The sequence below is a fragment of the Paragemmobacter kunshanensis genome, assembly GCF_011059185.1.
GTDB lineage: Bacteria > Pseudomonadota > Alphaproteobacteria > Rhodobacterales > Rhodobacteraceae > Paragemmobacter > Paragemmobacter kunshanensis.
Genome location: NZ_JAALFE010000015.1, coordinates 35,889 through 53,523, shown reverse-complemented (window position 1 = coordinate 53,523; position 17,635 = coordinate 35,889). Strand labels below are relative to the sequence as shown.

At 65.4% G+C, this 17,635-nt stretch carries 15 protein-coding genes, 1 tRNA gene and 1 pseudogene; 5 read left to right on the top strand and 12 right to left on the bottom strand.

Annotated elements, in window-relative coordinates:
• Nucleotides 1-69 precede the first annotated feature (69 nt).
• Together G5V65_RS15050 and G5V65_RS15045 are read left to right on the top strand one after the other, a co-directional pair.
• Nucleotides 70-666 (top strand): polysaccharide biosynthesis/export family protein, encoded by a 597-nt coding sequence (locus G5V65_RS15050; RefSeq protein ID WP_165051634.1) that lies wholly within the window; start codon nucleotides 70-72, stop codon nucleotides 664-666.
• 98 nt (nucleotides 667-764) lie between these two features.
• Nucleotides 765-1,883, top strand: a complete 1,119-nt coding sequence (locus G5V65_RS15045) for a hypothetical protein (protein WP_165051633.1) — start codon at nucleotides 765-767, stop codon at nucleotides 1,881-1,883.
• A gap of 261 nt (nucleotides 1,884-2,144) precedes the next feature.
• On the opposite strand, the gene G5V65_RS15040 is transcribed toward G5V65_RS15045, so the two are convergent.
• Both G5V65_RS15040 and G5V65_RS15035 read right to left on the bottom strand, forming a co-directional pair.
• Nucleotides 2,145-2,220, bottom strand: a tRNA-Ala gene (locus G5V65_RS15040).
• Between the two features lie 106 nt (nucleotides 2,221-2,326).
• Nucleotides 2,327-2,662 (bottom strand): TIGR02300 family protein, encoded by a 336-nt coding sequence (locus tag G5V65_RS15035; RefSeq protein ID WP_165051631.1) that lies wholly within the window; start codon nucleotides 2,660-2,662, stop codon nucleotides 2,327-2,329.
• A 152-nt stretch (nucleotides 2,663-2,814) separates the two neighbouring features.
• On the opposite strand from G5V65_RS15035, the gene G5V65_RS15030 reads away from it, so the two are divergent.
• From G5V65_RS15030 to G5V65_RS15020, 3 genes are read left to right on the top strand one after another with little or no spacing between them, the layout of a single operon-like run.
• The gene (locus G5V65_RS15030) at nucleotides 2,815-3,501 is read left to right on the top strand and encodes a M48 family metallopeptidase (protein WP_165051629.1); all 687 of its coding nucleotides are present in this window, start codon (nucleotides 2,815-2,817) and stop codon (nucleotides 3,499-3,501) included.
• A gap of 32 nt (nucleotides 3,502-3,533) precedes the next feature.
• Nucleotides 3,534-4,184 (top strand): GntR family transcriptional regulator, encoded by a 651-nt coding sequence (locus G5V65_RS15025; protein WP_165051627.1) that lies wholly within the window; start codon nucleotides 3,534-3,536, stop codon nucleotides 4,182-4,184.
• A 7-nt stretch (nucleotides 4,185-4,191) separates the two neighbouring features.
• Nucleotides 4,192-5,319: an MFS transporter gene (locus tag G5V65_RS15020; protein WP_165051625.1), complete on the top strand. Its 1,128-nt coding sequence runs from the start codon at nucleotides 4,192-4,194 to the stop codon at nucleotides 5,317-5,319.
• A gap of 122 nt (nucleotides 5,320-5,441) precedes the next feature.
• On the opposite strand, the gene lpdA is transcribed toward G5V65_RS15020, so the two are convergent.
• The 10 genes and pseudogenes from lpdA to G5V65_RS14970 form a co-directional block, all read right to left on the bottom strand.
• Nucleotides 5,442-6,830: a dihydrolipoyl dehydrogenase gene (lpdA, locus tag G5V65_RS15015; RefSeq protein WP_165051623.1), complete on the bottom strand. Its 1,389-nt coding sequence runs from the start codon at nucleotides 6,828-6,830 to the stop codon at nucleotides 5,442-5,444.
• Between the two features lie 86 nt (nucleotides 6,831-6,916).
• Nucleotides 6,917-7,312: an MAPEG family protein gene (locus tag G5V65_RS15010; protein WP_165051621.1), complete on the bottom strand. Its 396-nt coding sequence runs from the start codon at nucleotides 7,310-7,312 to the stop codon at nucleotides 6,917-6,919.
• 85 nt (nucleotides 7,313-7,397) lie between these two features.
• A pseudogene (gene odhB, locus G5V65_RS15005) lies at nucleotides 7,398-8,627 on the bottom strand (2-oxoglutarate dehydrogenase complex dihydrolipoyllysine-residue succinyltransferase); the annotation flags it as partial.
• 67 nt (nucleotides 8,628-8,694) lie between these two features.
• On the bottom strand, nucleotides 8,695-11,661 hold the full coding sequence (locus G5V65_RS15000; RefSeq protein ID WP_165051618.1) for a 2-oxoglutarate dehydrogenase E1 component: 2,967 nt from the start codon (nucleotides 11,659-11,661) through the stop codon (nucleotides 8,695-8,697).
• A gap of 64 nt (nucleotides 11,662-11,725) precedes the next feature.
• Entirely contained in the window at nucleotides 11,726-11,866 is a 141-nt protein-coding gene (locus tag G5V65_RS14995) for a hypothetical protein (protein WP_165051616.1), read from the bottom strand.
• A 23-nt stretch (nucleotides 11,867-11,889) separates the two neighbouring features.
• On the bottom strand, nucleotides 11,890-12,774 hold the full coding sequence (gene sucD / locus G5V65_RS14990) for a succinate--CoA ligase subunit alpha (RefSeq protein ID WP_165051614.1): 885 nt from the start codon (nucleotides 12,772-12,774) through the stop codon (nucleotides 11,890-11,892).
• 4 nt (nucleotides 12,775-12,778) lie between these two features.
• Nucleotides 12,779-13,972 (bottom strand): ADP-forming succinate--CoA ligase subunit beta, encoded by a 1,194-nt coding sequence (gene sucC / locus G5V65_RS14985; RefSeq protein WP_165051612.1) that lies wholly within the window; start codon nucleotides 13,970-13,972, stop codon nucleotides 12,779-12,781.
• 268 nt (nucleotides 13,973-14,240) lie between these two features.
• Nucleotides 14,241-14,903, bottom strand: coding sequence for a class I SAM-dependent methyltransferase (locus G5V65_RS14980; protein WP_165051609.1), 663 nt, complete (start codon nucleotides 14,901-14,903; stop codon nucleotides 14,241-14,243).
• Nucleotides 14,900-16,132 (bottom strand): peptidase T, encoded by a 1,233-nt coding sequence (gene pepT / locus G5V65_RS14975; RefSeq protein WP_165051607.1) that lies wholly within the window; start codon nucleotides 16,130-16,132, stop codon nucleotides 14,900-14,902. The genes G5V65_RS14980 and pepT overlap by 4 nt, the downstream gene beginning before the upstream one ends.
• 283 nt (nucleotides 16,133-16,415) lie before the next feature.
• Nucleotides 16,416-17,618 carry a hypothetical protein gene (locus G5V65_RS14970; RefSeq protein WP_165051605.1) on the bottom strand — a complete coding sequence of 401 codons (1,203 nt, stop codon included), beginning with the start codon at nucleotides 17,616-17,618 and terminating at the stop codon, nucleotides 16,416-16,418.
• Between the last annotated feature and the right edge of the window lie 17 nt (nucleotides 17,619-17,635).

The following is a 17,635-nucleotide window of genomic DNA, read 5'->3' as shown; positions in this document are numbered from 1 at the left end:
CAGGTTGCCAATTGCCCGGAGCGGGACGATCCAAGCAAGTCGCGCCCGGAAGTAGGGAAGGGAAGCAAGATGAAGATTCTGCAGACGTTGATGGCGGTCCTGATGATGCCGCTTCTTGCATCTCAGGCTGTTGCACAAGATTACCGTCTTCAGCGCGGGGACAGCATCCAGATCGAGGTTCTGGAGGACGGCAGCCTTACGAGGCAGGCGCTGATCCTTCCGGACGGGCAGATCTCGATCCCGCAGATCGGCTCTGTCCGCGCTGCAGGTCGCACGCTGCAGCAAGTGCAGGAAGATGTGGCAGCCCGGCTGTCGCCCAGCTTTGCCACGCCGCCCACGGTCTATGTGTCGCTGGCCTCGCTGGCCGAGCGCATTGACCGTCCGGAGCGGACCATCGACATCTTCATCCTTGGTGCGGCAAACACGCCCGGCCGGGTAGAGGTTCCGCCGGGGTCGACCTTGCTGCAGGGGCTGTCGGCGGCCGGTGGCCTGTCGCCCTTCGCGGCCGAAAAGCGGATCCAGCTGCGCCGCGTGGACAAGGCGGGGAACGAGAAGATCTATCCCGTCGACTATGATGCGATCGAACGGGGTGCTTCGAACTTCGGTTCGACCCGGCTTGTCGATGGCGATGTGATCGTCGTTCCGCAACGCCGCCTGTTCGAGTAATCGGGGCCATGCAGGCAAGGACATCCCTTCGCGGCGCGTTTCTGCTTTCAACGGCCTGCCTTCTGGCAGGCCCGCTGCATGCGCAGGATGCCGGTGGCGTGCGGTTCACCTTTGATGTGGAACAGCGCTTTGAATACGGGCGGAACGTGGATCTTGCGGTGCCTGCCGACGGGTCCAGCGCCATTTCGGCGACGACGCTGACCTTCGGCATCCTGAGCGAGACGCCTTTGGACCGTTTCGCCTTTACCGCTTCCGGCGCGCTGGTGATCGAGAATTCCCCCTCCACGACGGGAACGGAGGTCGAGTTCGACCGCCCCGAAGTGACAGTGGCCTATACCCGCGAAATCCCCGATGCCCTGTTTGGCGTGACGGGCCGGTATCTGCGTGGCGATGTCGCGGACCTGACAGATGATCTGGCCGATGCCGATGCCGTGGGGACGCAGATCGACTATGGTGCGACAATCACCTACGAGGCGCTGCGGACATCGCCCGTCAGCATCTTCGTGGTGGGGACCTATGATGCGACCGAGTATGAAAACACGGTCGATCCCGGCTTGATCGGAAGCGATACGCTTGGCCTGACCCTTGGTTCGCGCCTGCGCTTTTCCGAAGTGCTGACCGGCACGCTGAGCCTGGGCAGCACGCGTGAGGTGGAAGATAGCGGCGTCGTGACGGACACCACGACCACGACAGCCGGGCTGGATTTCCTGTTGCCAACCGGCACCGCTTCGGCCGTGCTGACCTTCGACACCGGCGATACCGAAGACAGGACGACGCTTGAGCTTTCGCGCAGCTACGATTTCCCCAGCGCCGTTCTGGTGGCCCGGATCGGGGCAACCAATTCGGATCTGGGCGGAACCGATGTGATCGGTGGACTGGACCTGACGCAGGAGCTTCCTGACGGAGAAGTAACCCTGTCCGTCGCGCGGGCGGTCTCATACGACGCTGCCGCCGCCGAGACGACCGTCGACACGTCGCTTGCCCTCGCCTGGGAGCGGAGCATCAATGCGCAGTCTTCCATGCTTCTGGATTTCAGCTGGGAAGTGAGCGACGCGCCATCGGAGCGGGTCGAAGAGACCGAAGTCGGGGCAACCTACAGCCGTCTTGTGGCCGAGCGGGCGACCCTGGACGTTGGCCTGCGCTATCGGACGCGGGATGATGCCGGCGGGCGGGCGACATCGCCCCTGGTCTTCCTTGCCTTGGGGCAGAGTTTCTGAGCCTGCGGGGGCCCTGTGAGGGCCCCCAGCCAACCACGCGCAAGCCCATGGTCTTCCACATGTCGCTGAAGGCTGATCAAGCCCCCAAGGGCCACGGCCAGCACGTCGCGCAACTCCTGATCTGACGGAATTTTCCTGCGGCTACCTGGCTGACGGACAGGTGAAACGCTGCAGCTCAGCAGGCCTGCGCGGCCAGGGTGTGCAGCGCCCGGAAGGCGCCATCTGGCCATGATCGCCAGAGATTCACATCAAGGGATGAATTGGTGGAGCCAGGGAGGATCGAACTCCCGACCTCTTGAATGCCATTCAAGCGCTCTCCCATCTGAGCTATGGCCCCACCGGAGGTCTGAAGCGTTACCGCTTCAATGAGGGCTGTCTAGTGGAGGGCGCGGTGGGGTGCAAGGGGAAAATCGCACCTTTTTCCGCGCCCTTACAGCCAGTGTTCAGACTTCTTCCTCGTCGCTGGCGACATCGGCCAGATCGTCGAGGGAGACGTTGTCATCCGCGTCGTCTTCGAGCAGATCATCGTCCAGTTCCGCATCGTCGGACACGCCGGCTTCCAGCAGATCATCATCCGCTTCCAGATCATCGACGAGAACGTCATCGTCCTTTTCCGGCACGGCACGGCTGATCACCGCTGCCGCCATCTTGCGGCGCGCGGATTCGATATCGACCACTTCGCCGGTATAGGGCGAAACGATGGGCGTGCGGTTCAGGTCATAGAAACGCTTGCCGGTCGTCGGGCAAATGCGCTTCGTGCCCCATTCAGGATTGGGCATTGTCGTCCCCTTGTTCAGGCTGGTCGTTGGTCGGATGGTAGGTCCGGAGTCGAGGTCGCTTGCCACAAGGCAAGGCGGGTGTCAAAGGCTTTTGCAGCGTTGCGCGCAAGGGGCAAGTGGTTATCCTGCACGCAACAAGCAAGAGGTGGCGAATGCCTGTCCTTCCCGGGGCCCCCCCGGTCGAGATCCGGTTGAAGCGGTCTGCGCAGGCGCGAAGGTTTTCCTTGCGCGTGTCGCGGCTTGACGGTCGGGTGACGCTGTCGCTGCCCCTGCGGGCGCGGGAGTCGGAAGCCATGGCCTTTGCCCGTTCGCAAGAAGGGTGGATCCGGTCTGCCCTGGCCGAGATTCCGCTGCGCGAGGGGGTCGGGATCGGGTCTGTGGTGCCGGTCGAAGGGCAGTTCCTGCGACTGGAAAGCGCGGCGGGGCGGACGGTGCGCCGCGAAGGCGATTCGCTTCTGGTGCCTGGCGATCCCGGGCAGATCGGGGCGCGGACCGGGGCCTTTCTGCGCGCCCTGGCGCGGGAAAGGCTGGTGGCCGCTTCGGACCGTTACGCCGCCCTGATCGGACGCCGGGTCGAGCGCGTCACCCTGCGCGACACGCGTTCCCGCTGGGGATCCTGTGCGCAGGACGGGGCGCTGATGTATTCGTGGCGGCTTGTCATGGCGCCCCCGACAGTGCTGGATTACGTGGCTGCCCATGAAGTGGCGCATATGGTGGAAATGAACCATTCCGCCGATTTCTGGGCGGTGGTCGAAAGGCTTTGCCCCGGCTGGCAGGAGCAGCGGAAATGGCTGCATTCCTCTGGCCAGGCGCTGCACCAGTATCGTTTCGGGGATTGATTTCTTCGGCCTGCCGATGCTTGGCTGCATCCATGCCGATAACCCCGCGTCAGACCGATCCGAACGCCGCCGCACATGAGCGGCTTTACCGCACCCTGCGACAGCAGGTGATGCATGGCGAACTGCCTCCGGGGCAGGCGATGACCCTGCGCGGGCTTGGCAAGCAGTTCGGCGTCAGCATGACGCCCGCCCGGGAAGCGGTGCGGCGCCTTGTGGCGGAGGGCGCGCTGACGTTGTCTTCGTCGGGGCGGATCTCGACGCCCGAACTGACACCCGAAAGGATCGAGGAACTTGCCGCGATCCGGGCGCTGCTGGAGCCGGAAATGGCCGCGCGCGCCTTGCCGCGCGCGCATTTCGCGCTGATCGAGCGTTTGGCCGCGATCAATGCCCTGAACGCAGAGGCCGTGGTGAAGCAGGATGCCGTGGCCTATGTGCGCACCAATCTGGAGTTTCACCGGACGCTTTACCTGCGGGCGCAGGCCCCGGCGATGCTGGCGATCTGCGAAACCGTCTGGCTGCAGCTTGGGCCCACGATGCGTGCCCTCTATTCCCGGCTGCGCCGGAAGGAGCCGCCGCAGCATCACCGCATGATCCTTGCCGCGCTGAAGGCGGGGGACGAACCGGGGTTGCGGCTGGCGGTTCGAACGGATGTGACGCAAGGGCTGCGGCATCTGGCAGGATGATCTGAACATGCGCTTTCCCCCGCTTCTGCTGCTGATGGCGGCTGTCACCATCGTGGGATCCAATTCGCTGGCCCTGTCGCCCATCGCGCTGGAGATCGGGCGCGGTTTCGGTGGGGCACAGGCGCAGGAGGTGCTTGTCGCCGCATCCCTTTTCGGGGCGGGAACGGCGGGCGCGGCGGTGGGGATTGCGCCTTTCGCGGACCGGATCGGCCTGTCGCGGGCATTGGCAATCGCCCTTTGCGTGCTTGTCCTGGGGATGGCGGGAACGGCTGCCGCGCCGACATTGCATGTCGTCTGGATGGCGCAGGCCGTGGCGGGGCTGGGCTCGGGTGTGGCGCTGCCCGCGACCTATGGGCTGGCGGCCGAGATCGCGCCGAAGGGACGCGAAAGCACCTTTCTGGGCCGGGTCCTGATGGGGTGGACCCTGTCGCTGGTCTTTGGCGCCTCGGCCGCTGCGCTGATCGCCGATGTCGCGGGGTGGCGGGCCGTGCATGGGGTTCTGGCCGGGCTGGGGCTGCTGGTGCTGCTGGCGCTGGCTGTGTCGCCGCGGATGGGAGAGGTGCGGGCCGCGCAAGGGGCCAGTCCCTGGGCGGGCCTGCGCGTTCCGGGGATCGGGTCGGCGCTGGCTGTGGCGGGGGGCTATATGGCGGCGTTCTATGGGCTTTATGCCTATGTCGCACCGCATCTGCAGGCAGGGCTTGGTTGGGCTGTCTGGATGGTCGGGACGGTGCCGCTGGTCTATGGGATCGGGTTCGGGCTGGCCTCGCTGGGCGATCCGTGGATCGACCGGTTCGGGGCGCGGCGGGTGGCCCCCTGGGTCTATGGCGTTCTGGTCTTGCAATACCTGGTGCTGGCCACGGTCGCCGGGCAGGGCTGGGCGCTGGTGGCGGGGTGCCTGAGCTGGGGGATGATCAACCATCTGGGGCTGAACCTGATCGTGGGGCGGCTGGCGGGCCTTGATCCGGCGCGGCGGGGGGCGGTTCTGGGGTTGAATTCCGGGGTGACCTATCTTGCGATGTTCGTCGCGACGCCGCTCTTCGGCTGGGTGGAGGCGGGATGGGGGTTTTCCGCATGTGCGGTGCTGGCGGCCGCCTGTGTGCTGCCTGCCCTGGGGGATGCGCTGCGGCAGAGGTAAGGGCGGGGGGACAGGCGTCCCCCCGCACCCCCCTTGGCGCATGTTCCGGGCCTTGCCGTGGATTGCTGGCCGGGATTTGGGTATTCGGGCCGAGACGAAGGGGCCTGACCCTGTGGTTCCGGTCAGGCGTGGATGGCGCCGTCGCCGCAGGCAAGGGCCGCCTCGCGCACCGCTTCGCTATAGGTGGGGTGGGCGTGGCAGGTTAGCGCAAGATCTTGAGCGGAGGCGCCGAATTCCATGGCGACGCAGATTTCGTGGATCAGGTCGCCTGCCGCGGGGCCGATGATATGCGCGCCGAGGATGCGGTCGGTTGCCTTGTCGGCCAGGAGCTTGACGAAGCCTTCGCCCTGGAACACGGCCTTGGCGCGGCCGTTGCCCATGAAGGAGAACTTGCCGACCTTGTAGGCGCGGCCTTCCTCTTTCAGTTGCTCTTCGGTCTTGCCGACGCTGGCGACTTCGGGCGTGGTATAGATCACGCCGGGGATGACGCCGTAATTCACGTGGCCCGCCTTGCCGGCGAGGATTTCGGCCAGGGCCATCCCCTCATCCTCGGCCTTGTGGGCGAGCATGGGGCCCGTGATGGCATCGCCGATGGCATAGAGGCCCTTGATATTGGTGGAGAAATGCGCGTCGGTCTTGACCTGGCCGCGGGGCAGCATCTCGACCCCCAGCGCCTCCAGCCCCAGACCGGCGGTATAGGGGCGGCGGCCGGTGGCCACGAGGACGGTGTCGGCGTCGAGCGTGGCGTCGCTGTCATCCTTGCGGAGCTTGTAGCGGACCTTGGCGCCCTTCTTCGAGACGTCCACGCCCTGCACAGCCGCGCCGAGGATGAACTTGAGCCCTTGTTTCTGCAGGATGCGCTGGAAGGATTTGGCCACTTCGGCATCCATCCCGGGGGTGATGGCGTCGAGATATTCGACAACCGTCACCTCGGCCCCGAGGCGGGCATAGACGCTGCCCATTTCAAGGCCGATCACGCCTGCACCGATCACCACAAGCTTGCCGGGGACCTTTTCCAATGTCAGGGCGCCGGTGGAGGTGACGACGGTTTTCTCGTCAATGGTGACGCCGTTCAGCGGGGAGGATTCGGAACCCGTTGCAATCACGATGTTTTTCGCGCTGTGAACCTCGTCGCCCACCTTGACCTGGCCCGGGGCGGGGATGCTGCCCCAGCCTTTGAGCCATGTCACCTTGTTCTTCTTGAACAGGAATTCGATGCCCTTGGTGTTCTGGCCGATCACATCGTCCTTGTAGCCCAGCATGCGCGCCCAATCGACCGTGGGTTTCGCGCCCATCAGGCCCATTTTTTCAAAGTTTTCATGGGCTTCGTGCAGGTGGTGGGTGGCATTCAGCAGCGCCTTCGACGGGATGCAGCCCACGTTCAGGCAGGTGCCGCCCAGCGTTTCGCGCCCTTCGACCACGGCGGTCTTCAGGCCGAGTTGCGCGCAGCGGATGGCGCAGACATAGCCGCCGGGGCCACCGCCGATGATGATGACGTCAAACTCAGCCATGGGTCGTTTCCTTCTGTTCGGGGCCATTTGCAGCGTGCAGCGGTTGGTGCAGCGTGCGGTGCAGACGGCTGTGCATACCTGTCATGTCAGATCAGCGCGGCCAGCATGAGGCCGAGCGTGGCGAACCAGCCCACCGCCCAGATGGCGGAGCGCCAGGGGCGCCAGCCCCAGGCATAGGCCGGGATATAGAGGAGGCGGGCCACGAGATAGGCCCAGGCGCAGGTGGCGGTGGCAGCGCTGGACTGGCCCGAAAGGGTGACGACCACGACCGCGAGGGTAAAGAGGATCAGCCCTTCGAAATGGTTGTTCATGGCGCGTTGCAGGCGGCCCGTCAGGGTGGAGAAGGGCCGTTCCGGCGCGCGGTCGCGGGGGCCGGAGGTGTAGCGGGTGCCAAGCTCCATATTGGCGGGGACCGCGAAGAGGATGAACTGCACCATTTGCAGCAGGCCTGCGAGGGTGAGGGCGGTGAGTTCGGGGGTCATGGGATCGGGTTCCTTGCGGCGGCGTAAGGCGGGGTTAACCCCGCCCTACGATGGCGCGGTAGGGCGGGGTTCACCCCGCCGCTCCTCACAGGTCCATCAGCAGGCGGCGCGGGTCTTCCAGCGCCTCTTTCACGCGGACGAGGAAGGTCACCGCGCCCTTGCCGTCCACGATCCGGTGGTCGTAGGAGAGGGCGAGATACATCATCGGGCGGATGACGATCTGGCCGTTCACGACCACGGGGCGGTCCTGGATCTTGTGCATGCCGAGGATGCCCGATTGCGGCGGGTTCAGGATCGGCGAGGACATGAGCGAGCCGTAGACGCCGCCGTTCGAGATGGTGAAGGAGCCGCCCTGCATCTCGGCCATGCTGAGCTTGCCGTCGCGGGCGCGGATGCCCAGTTCGGCGATCTTCTTTTCGATCTGGGCAAAGCCCATCTGATCGGCGTCGCGCACCACCGGGACGACGAGGCCGGAGGGCGTGCCGACAGCCACGCCCATATGGACATAGTTCTTGTAGACGACGTCGGTGCCGTCGATTTCGGCGTTGACCTCGGGCACTTCCTTCAGGGCATGGGTGCAGGCCTTCACGAAGAAGGACATGAAGCCCATCTTGACGCCGTGCTTCTTCTCGAACGCGTCCTTGTAGGTGTTGCGGAGTTCCATGATGCCGGACATGTCGACCTCGTTATAGGTCGTGAGCATCGCGGCGGTGTTCTGCGCGTCTTTCAGGCGGCGGGCGATGGTCTGGCGGAGGCGGGTCATCTTGACCCGCTCTTCCCGGGCGGCATCGTCGGCGGGGACGGGGGCGCGGGGGATGGCGGCGGGCGCAGGCGCGGGGGCCGCTGCTGCGGCGGCGGCGCCTGCGGCACCTGCCACGGCGCGGGCGACATCGTCCTTCATCACGCGGCCATCACGGCCGGTGGCCTGCACCTGATCACGCGACAGGCCGGCCTCGGCCAGCGCCTTCTTGGCGGCGGGGGCATCTTCCACATCCTTGGCCGCAGGCGCGGGCGCGGGGGCGGCTGCGGCGGGCGCGGCTTCGGCCTTGGGGGCGGGCGCGGCAGCGGCGCCGCCTTCGGTCATGATGGCGAGGCGGGCATTGGCGGCCACGGTCGCGCCTTCGGGGGCGATGATTTCGGCCAGCACGCCCGAGACGGGGGCGGGCACTTCGACCGAGACCTTGTCGGTTTCAAGTTCGCAGAGCATCTCGTCCTGTTTCACGAAGTCGCCGGGCTTCTTGAACCAGGTCGACACCGTGGCCTCGGACACGCTTTCCCCGAGGGCGGGCACCATAACATCGGTCATCTTCTTCCTCCGCGCCGCCTCTGGCGGCTTGCTGATCTGGGTGGCCCGCGCCCGATCTGGCGCGGGCGCGATAGGTTCAGGCGGTTGTGCCAAGGGCTTCGTTCACCAGCGCGTCCTGTTCGGCCTTGTGCCGCGAGGCGAGGCCGGTTGCGGGCGAGGCCGAAGCGGCGCGCCCGGCATAGGCGGCGCGCTTGTTCCTTGCGCCGATGCGGGTGAGCACCCATTCGAGATTGGGTTCGACGAAGGTCCAGGCCCCCTGGTTCTTGGGTTCTTCCTGACACCAGATGATTTCCGCGCCCTTGAAGCGTTCCAGTTCCTTGACCATGGACATGGCCGGGAAGGGGTAGAACTGTTCGAGGCGCAGCAGGTAGACATCGTCAAGGCCCCGCTTGTCGCGTTCCGCCAGCAGGTCGTAATAGACCTTGCCCGAGCAGATCACGACGCGCTTGATCTTGGCATCCGCCTTCAGCTTCAGGTCCGAATGGCCCTTTTGCGCATCGTCCCAGAGGACGCGGTGGAAGGTGGAGCCGGTGGTGAAATCATCGGCATCCGAGATGCACATCGGATGGCGCAGGAGCGATTTCGGCGTCATCAGCACCAGCGGCTTGCGGAAGCTGCGGTGGATCTGGCGGCGCAGGATGTGGAAATAGTTCGCCGGGGTAGAGCAGTTGGCGACGATCCAGTTATCCTCGGCCGAAAGCTGCAGGAAGCGTTCGAGGCGGGCGGAGGAATGTTCCGGACCCTGGCCTTCGAAGCCGTGGGGCAGCAGCATCACAAGGCCCGACATCCGCAGCCATTTGCGTTCGCCCGAGTTGATGAACTGGTCGAACATGATCTGCGCGCCGTTGGCGAAATCGCCGAACTGCGCCTCCCACATCACGAGGGCATTGGGTTCGGCCAGCGAGTAGCCGTATTCGAAGCCCAAGACCGCATATTCCGAGAGCATCGAGTCGATGACTTCATACCGGGCCTGACCCGCGCGGATGTGGTTCAGGGGATAGTGGCGTTCCTCGGTCGACTGGTCGATGAAGGCGGAGTGGCGCTGCGAGAAGGTGCCGCGCGTGCAGTCCTGCCCGGCCAGACGGACGGGGAAGCCTTCTGTCGCAAGCGAACCGAAGGCCAGCGCCTCGGCCGTGGCCCAGTCAAATCCCTTGCCGGTTTCGAACATCTTCGACTTGGCCTCCAGTTGGCGGGCCACGGTCTTGTGGATGTCGAAGCCTTCGGGGATGCGCGTCAGGGCCGCGCCGATTTCCTTCATGGTTTCGGGTTTGATCGCGGTCTGGCCGGCCTGGTATTCCTCTTTCTCGCGATCGAGGCCGGACCAGCGGCCATCCAGCCAGTCGGCCTTGTTCGGCTTGAAGTTCTTGCCGATCTCGAACTCTTCGTTGAGCTTGGCCTGGAAGGCGGCCTTCATATCCTCGATCTCGCCTTCCGGGATGAGGCCGTCCTTCACGAGGCGTTCGGTGTAAAGCTGAAGCGTCGTCTTCTGCTTCTTGATGCGGGTATACATCGCCGGGTTGGTGAACATCGGCTCGTCGCCTTCGTTATGGCCGAAGCGGCGATAGCAGAAGATGTCCAGCACCACGTCCTTGTGGAACTTCTGGCGGAATTCGGTGGCCACGCGGGCGGCGTGGACCACGGCCTCGGGGTCGTCGCCGTTGACGTGGAAGATGGGGGCCTCGACCATCAGCGCGATATCCGTCGGATAGGGCGACGAGCGCGAGAAGTGGGGCGCGGTGGTGAAGCCGATCTGGTTGTTCACCACGATATGCATGGTGCCGCCGGTGCGGTGGCCGCGCAGGCCCGACAGGCCGAAGCATTCGGCCACCACGCCCTGGCCCGCGAAGGCCGCGTCGCCGTGCAGCAGGATCGGCAGGACGGAGGAGCGGGTGGTCTGGTCGCCCAGTTGATCCTGCTTCGCGCGGACCTTGCCGAGGACGACGGGGTTCACCGCCTCAAGGTGCGAGGGGTTGGCGGTCAGCGACAGGTGGACGGTGTTGCCGTCGAAGGTGCGGTCGGAGGAGGCGCCGAGATGGTATTTCACGTCACCCGATCCATCCACATCCTCGGGCTTGTAGGAGCCACCCTGGAATTCGTGGAAGATGGCGCGATAGGGTTTGGCCAGGACATTGGCCAGCACCGACAGGCGGCCCCGGTGGGGCATGCCGATGACGATTTCCTTCACGCCGAGCGCGCCGCCCCGCTTGATGATCTGTTCCATCGCGGGGATGAGCGCCTCGCCCCCGTCAAGACCGAAGCGTTTGGTGCCCATGTATTTGACATGGAGGAATTTTTCGAAACCTTCCGCCTCGACCAGCTTGTTCAGGATGGCGCGGCGGCCTTCACGCGTGAAGGCGATTTCCTTGCCGTAGCCTTCGATCCGCTCCTTCAGCCAGCTGGCCTGTTCGGGATCGGAGATGTGCATGTATTGCAGGGCGAAAGTGCCGCAATAGGTGCGCTTCACGATGTCGATGATCTGCCGCATGGAGGCGGTTTCCAGACCCAGCACCTTGTCGATGAAGATTGGCCGGTCCATGTCGGCCTCGGTGAAGCCGTAGGAGGCGGGGTCAAGCTCGGGGTGGGGCGTCGTTTCGCGCATCCCCAGCGGATCGAGATCGGCCACCAGATGGCCCCGGATGCGATAGGCGCGGATGATCATCAGGGCGCGGATGCTGTCCAGCACGGCGCGTTGAAGCTGCGCGTCGGAGAGGGAGACGCCCTTTTCGGCGGCCTTGTCGGAGATCTTGGCAGCGGCGGCGCGGGCCTCTTTCACCGGGGCGGCGGGCCATTCGCCGGTCATGGCGGCGGTCAGGTCATCGGCGGGGGCGGGCGGCCAGTCGGCGCGCGCCCAGGAGGGGCCTGCGGCCTGACGCTTGGCGTCCATCTCGCTGTCGCCGAGGGCGCGGAAGAATTCGGCCCATTGCGCATCGACCGTGTTCGGATCGGCGGCGTAGCGGGCCTGAAGCTGGTCGATATATTCGGCGTTGTGGCCTTGCAGGAAGCTGGAGGCGTGGAACTGGTCGTTCGGCGAATGCTCGGTCATTAACTTTCGTCTCCCCTTCATGGGAAAGGCGGCAGGACGTCTCCTGCCGCCGGGATGGGATCTTCTATTCCGTCTGTCCGAATACGGCGCGGGTGAGCGCCGCATTAGGCTGTGCCTGGTTCAGCGAGGCCCAGGCCGCGAGGGCGAGAATGCCGAAGAGGGCCATGAAAGAGGCGATGACTGTTTTGGTGCGTGCATCCATCATCCCGGTCTCCATGGCCCGGCCTGTCATTTGCCCAGCGACTTCATCACCGCCTCGCCCAGCGTCGCGGGGCTGTCGGCCACCACGATGCCTGCGGAGCGCATCGCCTCGATCTTCGATTCCGCGTCGCCCTTGCCCCCTGCAACGATCGCGCCAGCATGGCCCATGCGGCGGCCGGGGGGCGCGGTGCGGCCCGCGATGAAGCCCGCGCAGGGCTTGGCGCGGCCGCGCTTCGCCTCATCCTTCAGGAACTGCGCGGCTTCTTCTTCGGCGCTGCCGCCGATTTCGCCGATCATGATGATCGACTGGGTTTCCGGGTCGGCGAGGAACATTTCCAGCACGTCGATATGTTCGGTGCCCTTGATCGGGTCGCCGCCGATGCCCACGGCGGAAGATTGGCCGAGGCCGAGATCGGAGGTCTGCTTGACCGCCTCATAGGTGAGGGTGCCGGAGCGGGAGACCACGCCGACGGAGCCGCGCTTGTGGATATGGCCGGGCATGATGCCGATCTTGCAGGCATCGGGCGTGATGACGCCGGGGCAGTTCGGCCCGATCAGGCGGGATTTCGACCCTTCCAGCGCGCGCTTGACCTTCATCATGTCCAGCACCGGGATGCCTTCGGTGATGCAGACGATCAGTTCCATCTCGGCGTCGATGGCCTCGAGGATCGAATCCGCAGCGAAGGGCGGGGGGACATAGATCACGGATGCATTGGCTTGGGTCATGGCCCTGGCTTCATGCACGGAATCGAATACCGGAAGGTTAAGGTGCGTCGTGCCACCTTTGCCGGGGGTCACGCCGCCGACCATCTTGGTCCCGTAGGCGATGGCCTGTTCGGAGTGGAAAGTGCCCTGGCTGCCGGTGAAGCCCTGGCAGATGACGCGGGTGTTTTCGTTGACGAGAACGGCCATTGGATTACCCCTTCACCGCTTTGACGATCTTCTGGGCGGCGTCCGACAGGTTGTCGGCGGCGATCACGTTGAGACCGGATTTGTTGATGATGTCCTTGCCGAGTTCGACATTGGTGCCCTCAAGCCGGACGACCAGCGGCACCTTGAGACCCACTTCCTTGACCGCCGCGATCACGCCTTCGGCGATGATGTCGCAGCGCATGATGCCGCCGAAGATGTTGACGAGGATGCCTTTGACGTTGGGATCGGAGGTGATGATCTTGAAGGCCTCGGTCACCTTTTCCTTCGTCGCGCCGCCGCCCACATCAAGGAAGTTGGCGGGTTCAGCACCGTAGAGCTTGATGATGTCCATCGTGGCCATGGCAAGGCCCGCGCCGTTGACCATGCAGCCGATTTCACCGTCCAGCGCGATGTAGTTCAGGTCGAACTTGGAGGCGGCGAGTTCCTTGGGATCTTCCTCCGTCTCGTCCCGCAGGGCGGCGATGTCGGCGTGGCGGTAGAGGGCGTTCGAGTCAAAGCCCATCTTGGCGTCAAGGCATTTCAGGTTGCCGTCGGTCATCACCACGAGGGGGTTGATCTCCAGCATCTCCATGTCTTTCTCGATGAAGAGCCGGTAGAGGTTCTTCACCATGGCGACGCATTGCTTGACCTGCTGGCCTTCGAGTTTCAGGGCAAAGGCGACGCGGCGGCCGTGGAAATCCGACAGGCCCGTGGCGGGATCGACCGAGAAGGAGACGATCTTTTCGGGCGTGTCATGGGCCACATCCTCGATCGACATGCCGCCTTCGGTGGAGGCGACGAAGGAGATGCGCGAGGTCTGCCGGTCGATCAGGATGGCGAGGTAAAGCTCGCGCGCGATGTCGGAGCCGTCTTCGATATAGATGCGGTTGACCTGCTTGCCTGCCGGGCCGGTCTGGATGGTGACGAGGGTGCGGCCCAGCATCTGGCGGGCGAACTGGTTGGCCTCTTCGACCGAGCGGGCAAGGCGGACGCCGCCCTTTTCGCCGGCTTCGGGTTCCTTGAAATGGCCCTTGCCGCGACCGCCGGCATGGATCTGGGCCTTGACCACCCAGAGCGGGCCATCAAGTTCGCCGGCCGCTGTCTTGGCCTCTTCGGCCTTCAGCACCACGCGGCCATCGGATACCGGGACGCCGTAGGAGCGCAGCAGCGCCTTGGCCTGATATTCGTGGATGTTCATCGCAACCGTCCCATCATTGTGGTTTTGGGGCCTATTGCCATGGAAATGGGCAGCGTTGAAACGGTATTCTACGGTATACCGGAGTTTCGGGGCAAAAATCGACATTTTGTGATCACACGCCGAAAACGTGTGATCACAAGTTGTAATCTGTTAGCGATAAAGGCTGATTCGTCGGGCGACCCCGCCCCGGGCCTGACCCCGGGCCTGACCCGGGGCCTTGTGCCAGCCGGTCTTCCCGGAGGTCCCGGGTCAGGCCCGGGACGGGGTTTCAGAGGGGCTGGGCGGTGAACAGGATCTGGCCGCGGGGCAGGCGGTGGGGCTGGGCGGTGGCGGGGAAGCCTGCGGTTTCGGCGATGGTCAGCGCCTGGGTTTCGGTCATGTGCCAGGGGAAGCGGTCGGGATGGGTGACGACGCCATCCTTCTGGCGATGGGGGCCGGTATGGCCTTCGGGGCAGAGGAAGAGGGTGAAGAAAACGTGGCGGAGGTGGGGGAAGCGGGGGCGGAGGTTGGTTAAGGCATCGTGAAGGCTGCGGGCGGGCAGGTGGGTGAAGACGGCGAAGGCGAGGGCGGCGGTGATGCTGTCGGGGATCTGCGGATAGGCGAAGGTTGCGTCTTCGATCAGGTGGTCTTGCGGGAGGCGTTTGCGGGTAGCCTCGTCCAGTTCGGTTTCCCAACCCTTAAGCATCAGGGCGCGGGAGGCGTCGGTGGCCCAGTATTCCGTGACCATCGGGGCGAGGTGGCGGCCCAGGCGCAGCGCGCCTGCGCCGATATCCAGCAGGTGGTCGGTTTCGGAAAGGCCGTGCTGCGCCAGCAGGGGCAGCACGATCCGCGGTGTTTCATCCCAGCGGCCGCCGACGATATCGCGGTGGCGGCCCTTGCGCAGGGCGTCGTCGTAGAAGCCGGGGGCGGCATAGGGGGAAGGATGGGTCACTGGACCGCGCGGCGGAGGATGGCGAGCATCAGGTCGCTGGCGCGTTCCATGTCCTGTACGGATACCCATTCCAGCGGCCCGTGGATTTCCTGCATGCCGGTGAAGAGATTGGGGCAGGGGACGCCCATTTCCGTGAGGCGCGAGCCGTCGGTGCCGCCGCGGATGGGGACGGAGACGGGGGCGAGCCCGATGTCGCGGCAGGCGGCTTGCGCCAGTTCGACGGGGCGCATGTCCTTTTCCAGCCAGTAGCGCATGTTGCGGTATTGGGGGGTGATGGTGCAGGTGATGGTGGCGCGGGGTTCGGTTGCCTGCACCGCGTCGCAGACGGCGCGGAGGATTTTTCCCTTTTCCTCAAGCCCTTCGCGTTCGAAATCGCGCAGGATGAAGCGGAGTGTCATGGCGGAGGAGCCGCCTGTCATGTCGGTCGCGTGGATGAAGCCGTCGCGGTGATCGGTGAGTTCGGGCAGCATCGTATGCTGCGGCAGCGCCGCGATGATCTTGGACGCGAGGTGGATGGCGTTGACCATCTTGCCCTTGGCGAGGCCGGGGTGGATCGAGACGCCTTCGATGCGGATTTCGGCACCGTCGGCGGAGAAGGTTTCATACTCGATCTCGCCTGCTTCGCCGCCGTCGAAGGTATAGGCCCAGTCGACGTTGAGGTCCTTGGGGAGGCGTCTGTCGACGCCGCGGCCGATTTCTTCGTCCGGGGTGAAGGCGAGGCGGATGGGGCCGTGGGGGATGCTGGGGTCGTTCAGGAGGGTTTGCGCGGTATGCAGGATGATGGCGATGCCGGCCTTGTCATCGGCGCCCAGAAGCGTGGTGCCGGAGGCGGTGACGATGTCGTGGCCCAGCTTTTTCAACAGGTTAGGCGAGGTTTCGGGGGTGAGCGTCAGGGCCGGGTTGTCGGGATAGGTGATCGCGCCGCCGTTGTAGCCGGGGATCAGGCGGGGTTTGACGCCGGTGGCGTTGAACTGGGGGGCGGTGTCCATATGGGCGAGGAAGCCGATGGTCGGCCCCGGCGCGGTGGCGGGGATGGTGGCAAGGACGGTGCCGTAATCGGTGAGGGTGATGTCGGATGCGCCAATGGTTTCAAGCTCTTGCACCAGCATGCGGGCGAGGGTCAGCTGGATCGCGGTTGACGGCTGGCTGGGGCTGTCGGCATCGGATTGGGTGTCGACGGCGCAGTAGCGCATCAGGCGGGCGGCGAGGTCTTCGGTGCGTGTGGTCATGCGGTATGTCCCCTTTGCCGGGATGGGACCGTGGGGCGCGCGGCTTGTCAATGGCGGGCGGATTGTTGTGCAATTCCGGGGGATTGCGGATTTGAGGCGTTCAGCGGCGCAGTGCAGCAGCGCAGTGCAGACGGCTGTGCATACAAATCCCGAGAGGGCGGGGCGCGGGTTCGTGGTTAAGGGTGCGCCGACGCACAGAGGATGACCCCGCCCCGGACGTGATCCGGGGCCTTCGGGCGGGGGGCAGGGTGCTGTAGGGCGGGGTTCACCCCGCCGCCCCCGGTCAGTTCAGCCAGATGGACATCAGCATCGCCTCGCCGCCCATCATGGCTTCGAAGGCGCGCCAGCTTTCGGCGCTGACGGTTGCGCCCTGTTCCAGATAGGGCAGGGCACCGGACCCTTGGATCCAGTCCTTCACGTCGATCGGGGCCGGGTTGGTGAACATGCGGGCGAGGTTGACGCCGCCGCCATCGCCGAGGCGCCAGTAGGGGATGAGTTTCTCGCCCTTGAGCAGCGCCTCGCCATCGGCCAGCACGGCGAGCCATGTGGGGCCGGTTTCCGGCGGCAGCGTCAGGCCAAGCGCAGAGGTCTGGCGCGCATTGGGGAGCCATTCGGCATCGTTGTCGGATTCGGCTTCCACCGCGGTCCAGAAGGCGCGGTTCTCTGCGATCACGGAGAGGAAATGGTTCTGCGCCTGTGTCAGGCGGGCAGCATCGGGCTGCTGGTCCAGCGCATCGAGCATGACCCAGAGCGCATCGACCCAGGGGCGGATGACGAAGATCTCTTCGGCATAGGGGGGCGAGATGGCCTCCATCGCGTCGCGGGCGGCTGCGGCACGGGTGAGGGCATCGGTCGGATCATAGGCGAGGATCGTCTTGGCTGCGCCTTCGAGCAGGTGGGTATAGGCGGAGAGCCATGCGGCATCGGCGCGGTCGAAGCGGATCGTCGGGGCGGGGGCAGCGGGGTCGCGGTCGAACCAGCGCCAGCCCATCAGGGTGGGGCCGAGGAGTTGCATCAGGTCTTCATCCGGCGTGCGGGTGCCATCGGCGTTCACGTCGAACCAGAGGTCGGCGAGGCGGATTTCGACGGAGAATTCGGGGCCGGTGGCGAGGCCGTGCAAGGGCGCGCGGGCGGCTTCCATGTCCTGCGCGGCCTGCGCGAAGAGGCCGGCCACATCGCCGGGGGTGGAGGCGGCCGTGGGCGAGACGCCCTGTTCGAGCCGCAGCAGGGGGATCATGCCCGAGGGATCGTCAAGGCCGGTGCGCCAGCGGGTCTGATAGGTGGTCTCTACCGCGCGCAGGAAGCGGAGGCCACCCAGGGCGAAGCGGTCGGACTCGGTGGGCGCGGCGAGGGTTTCGAGGCGCGCGACAGTCGCGGCGAGGCCGGAGGTGGCAACTTCGGCCGAGAGGTCCTGCGCCGTGGCGGGCAGGGGGGCGAGGGAAAGGGCGGTCAGGAAAAGGGCTTTGGGGGAAAGGGAAAGGGGCATGGGTGCCTCCGGTCAGG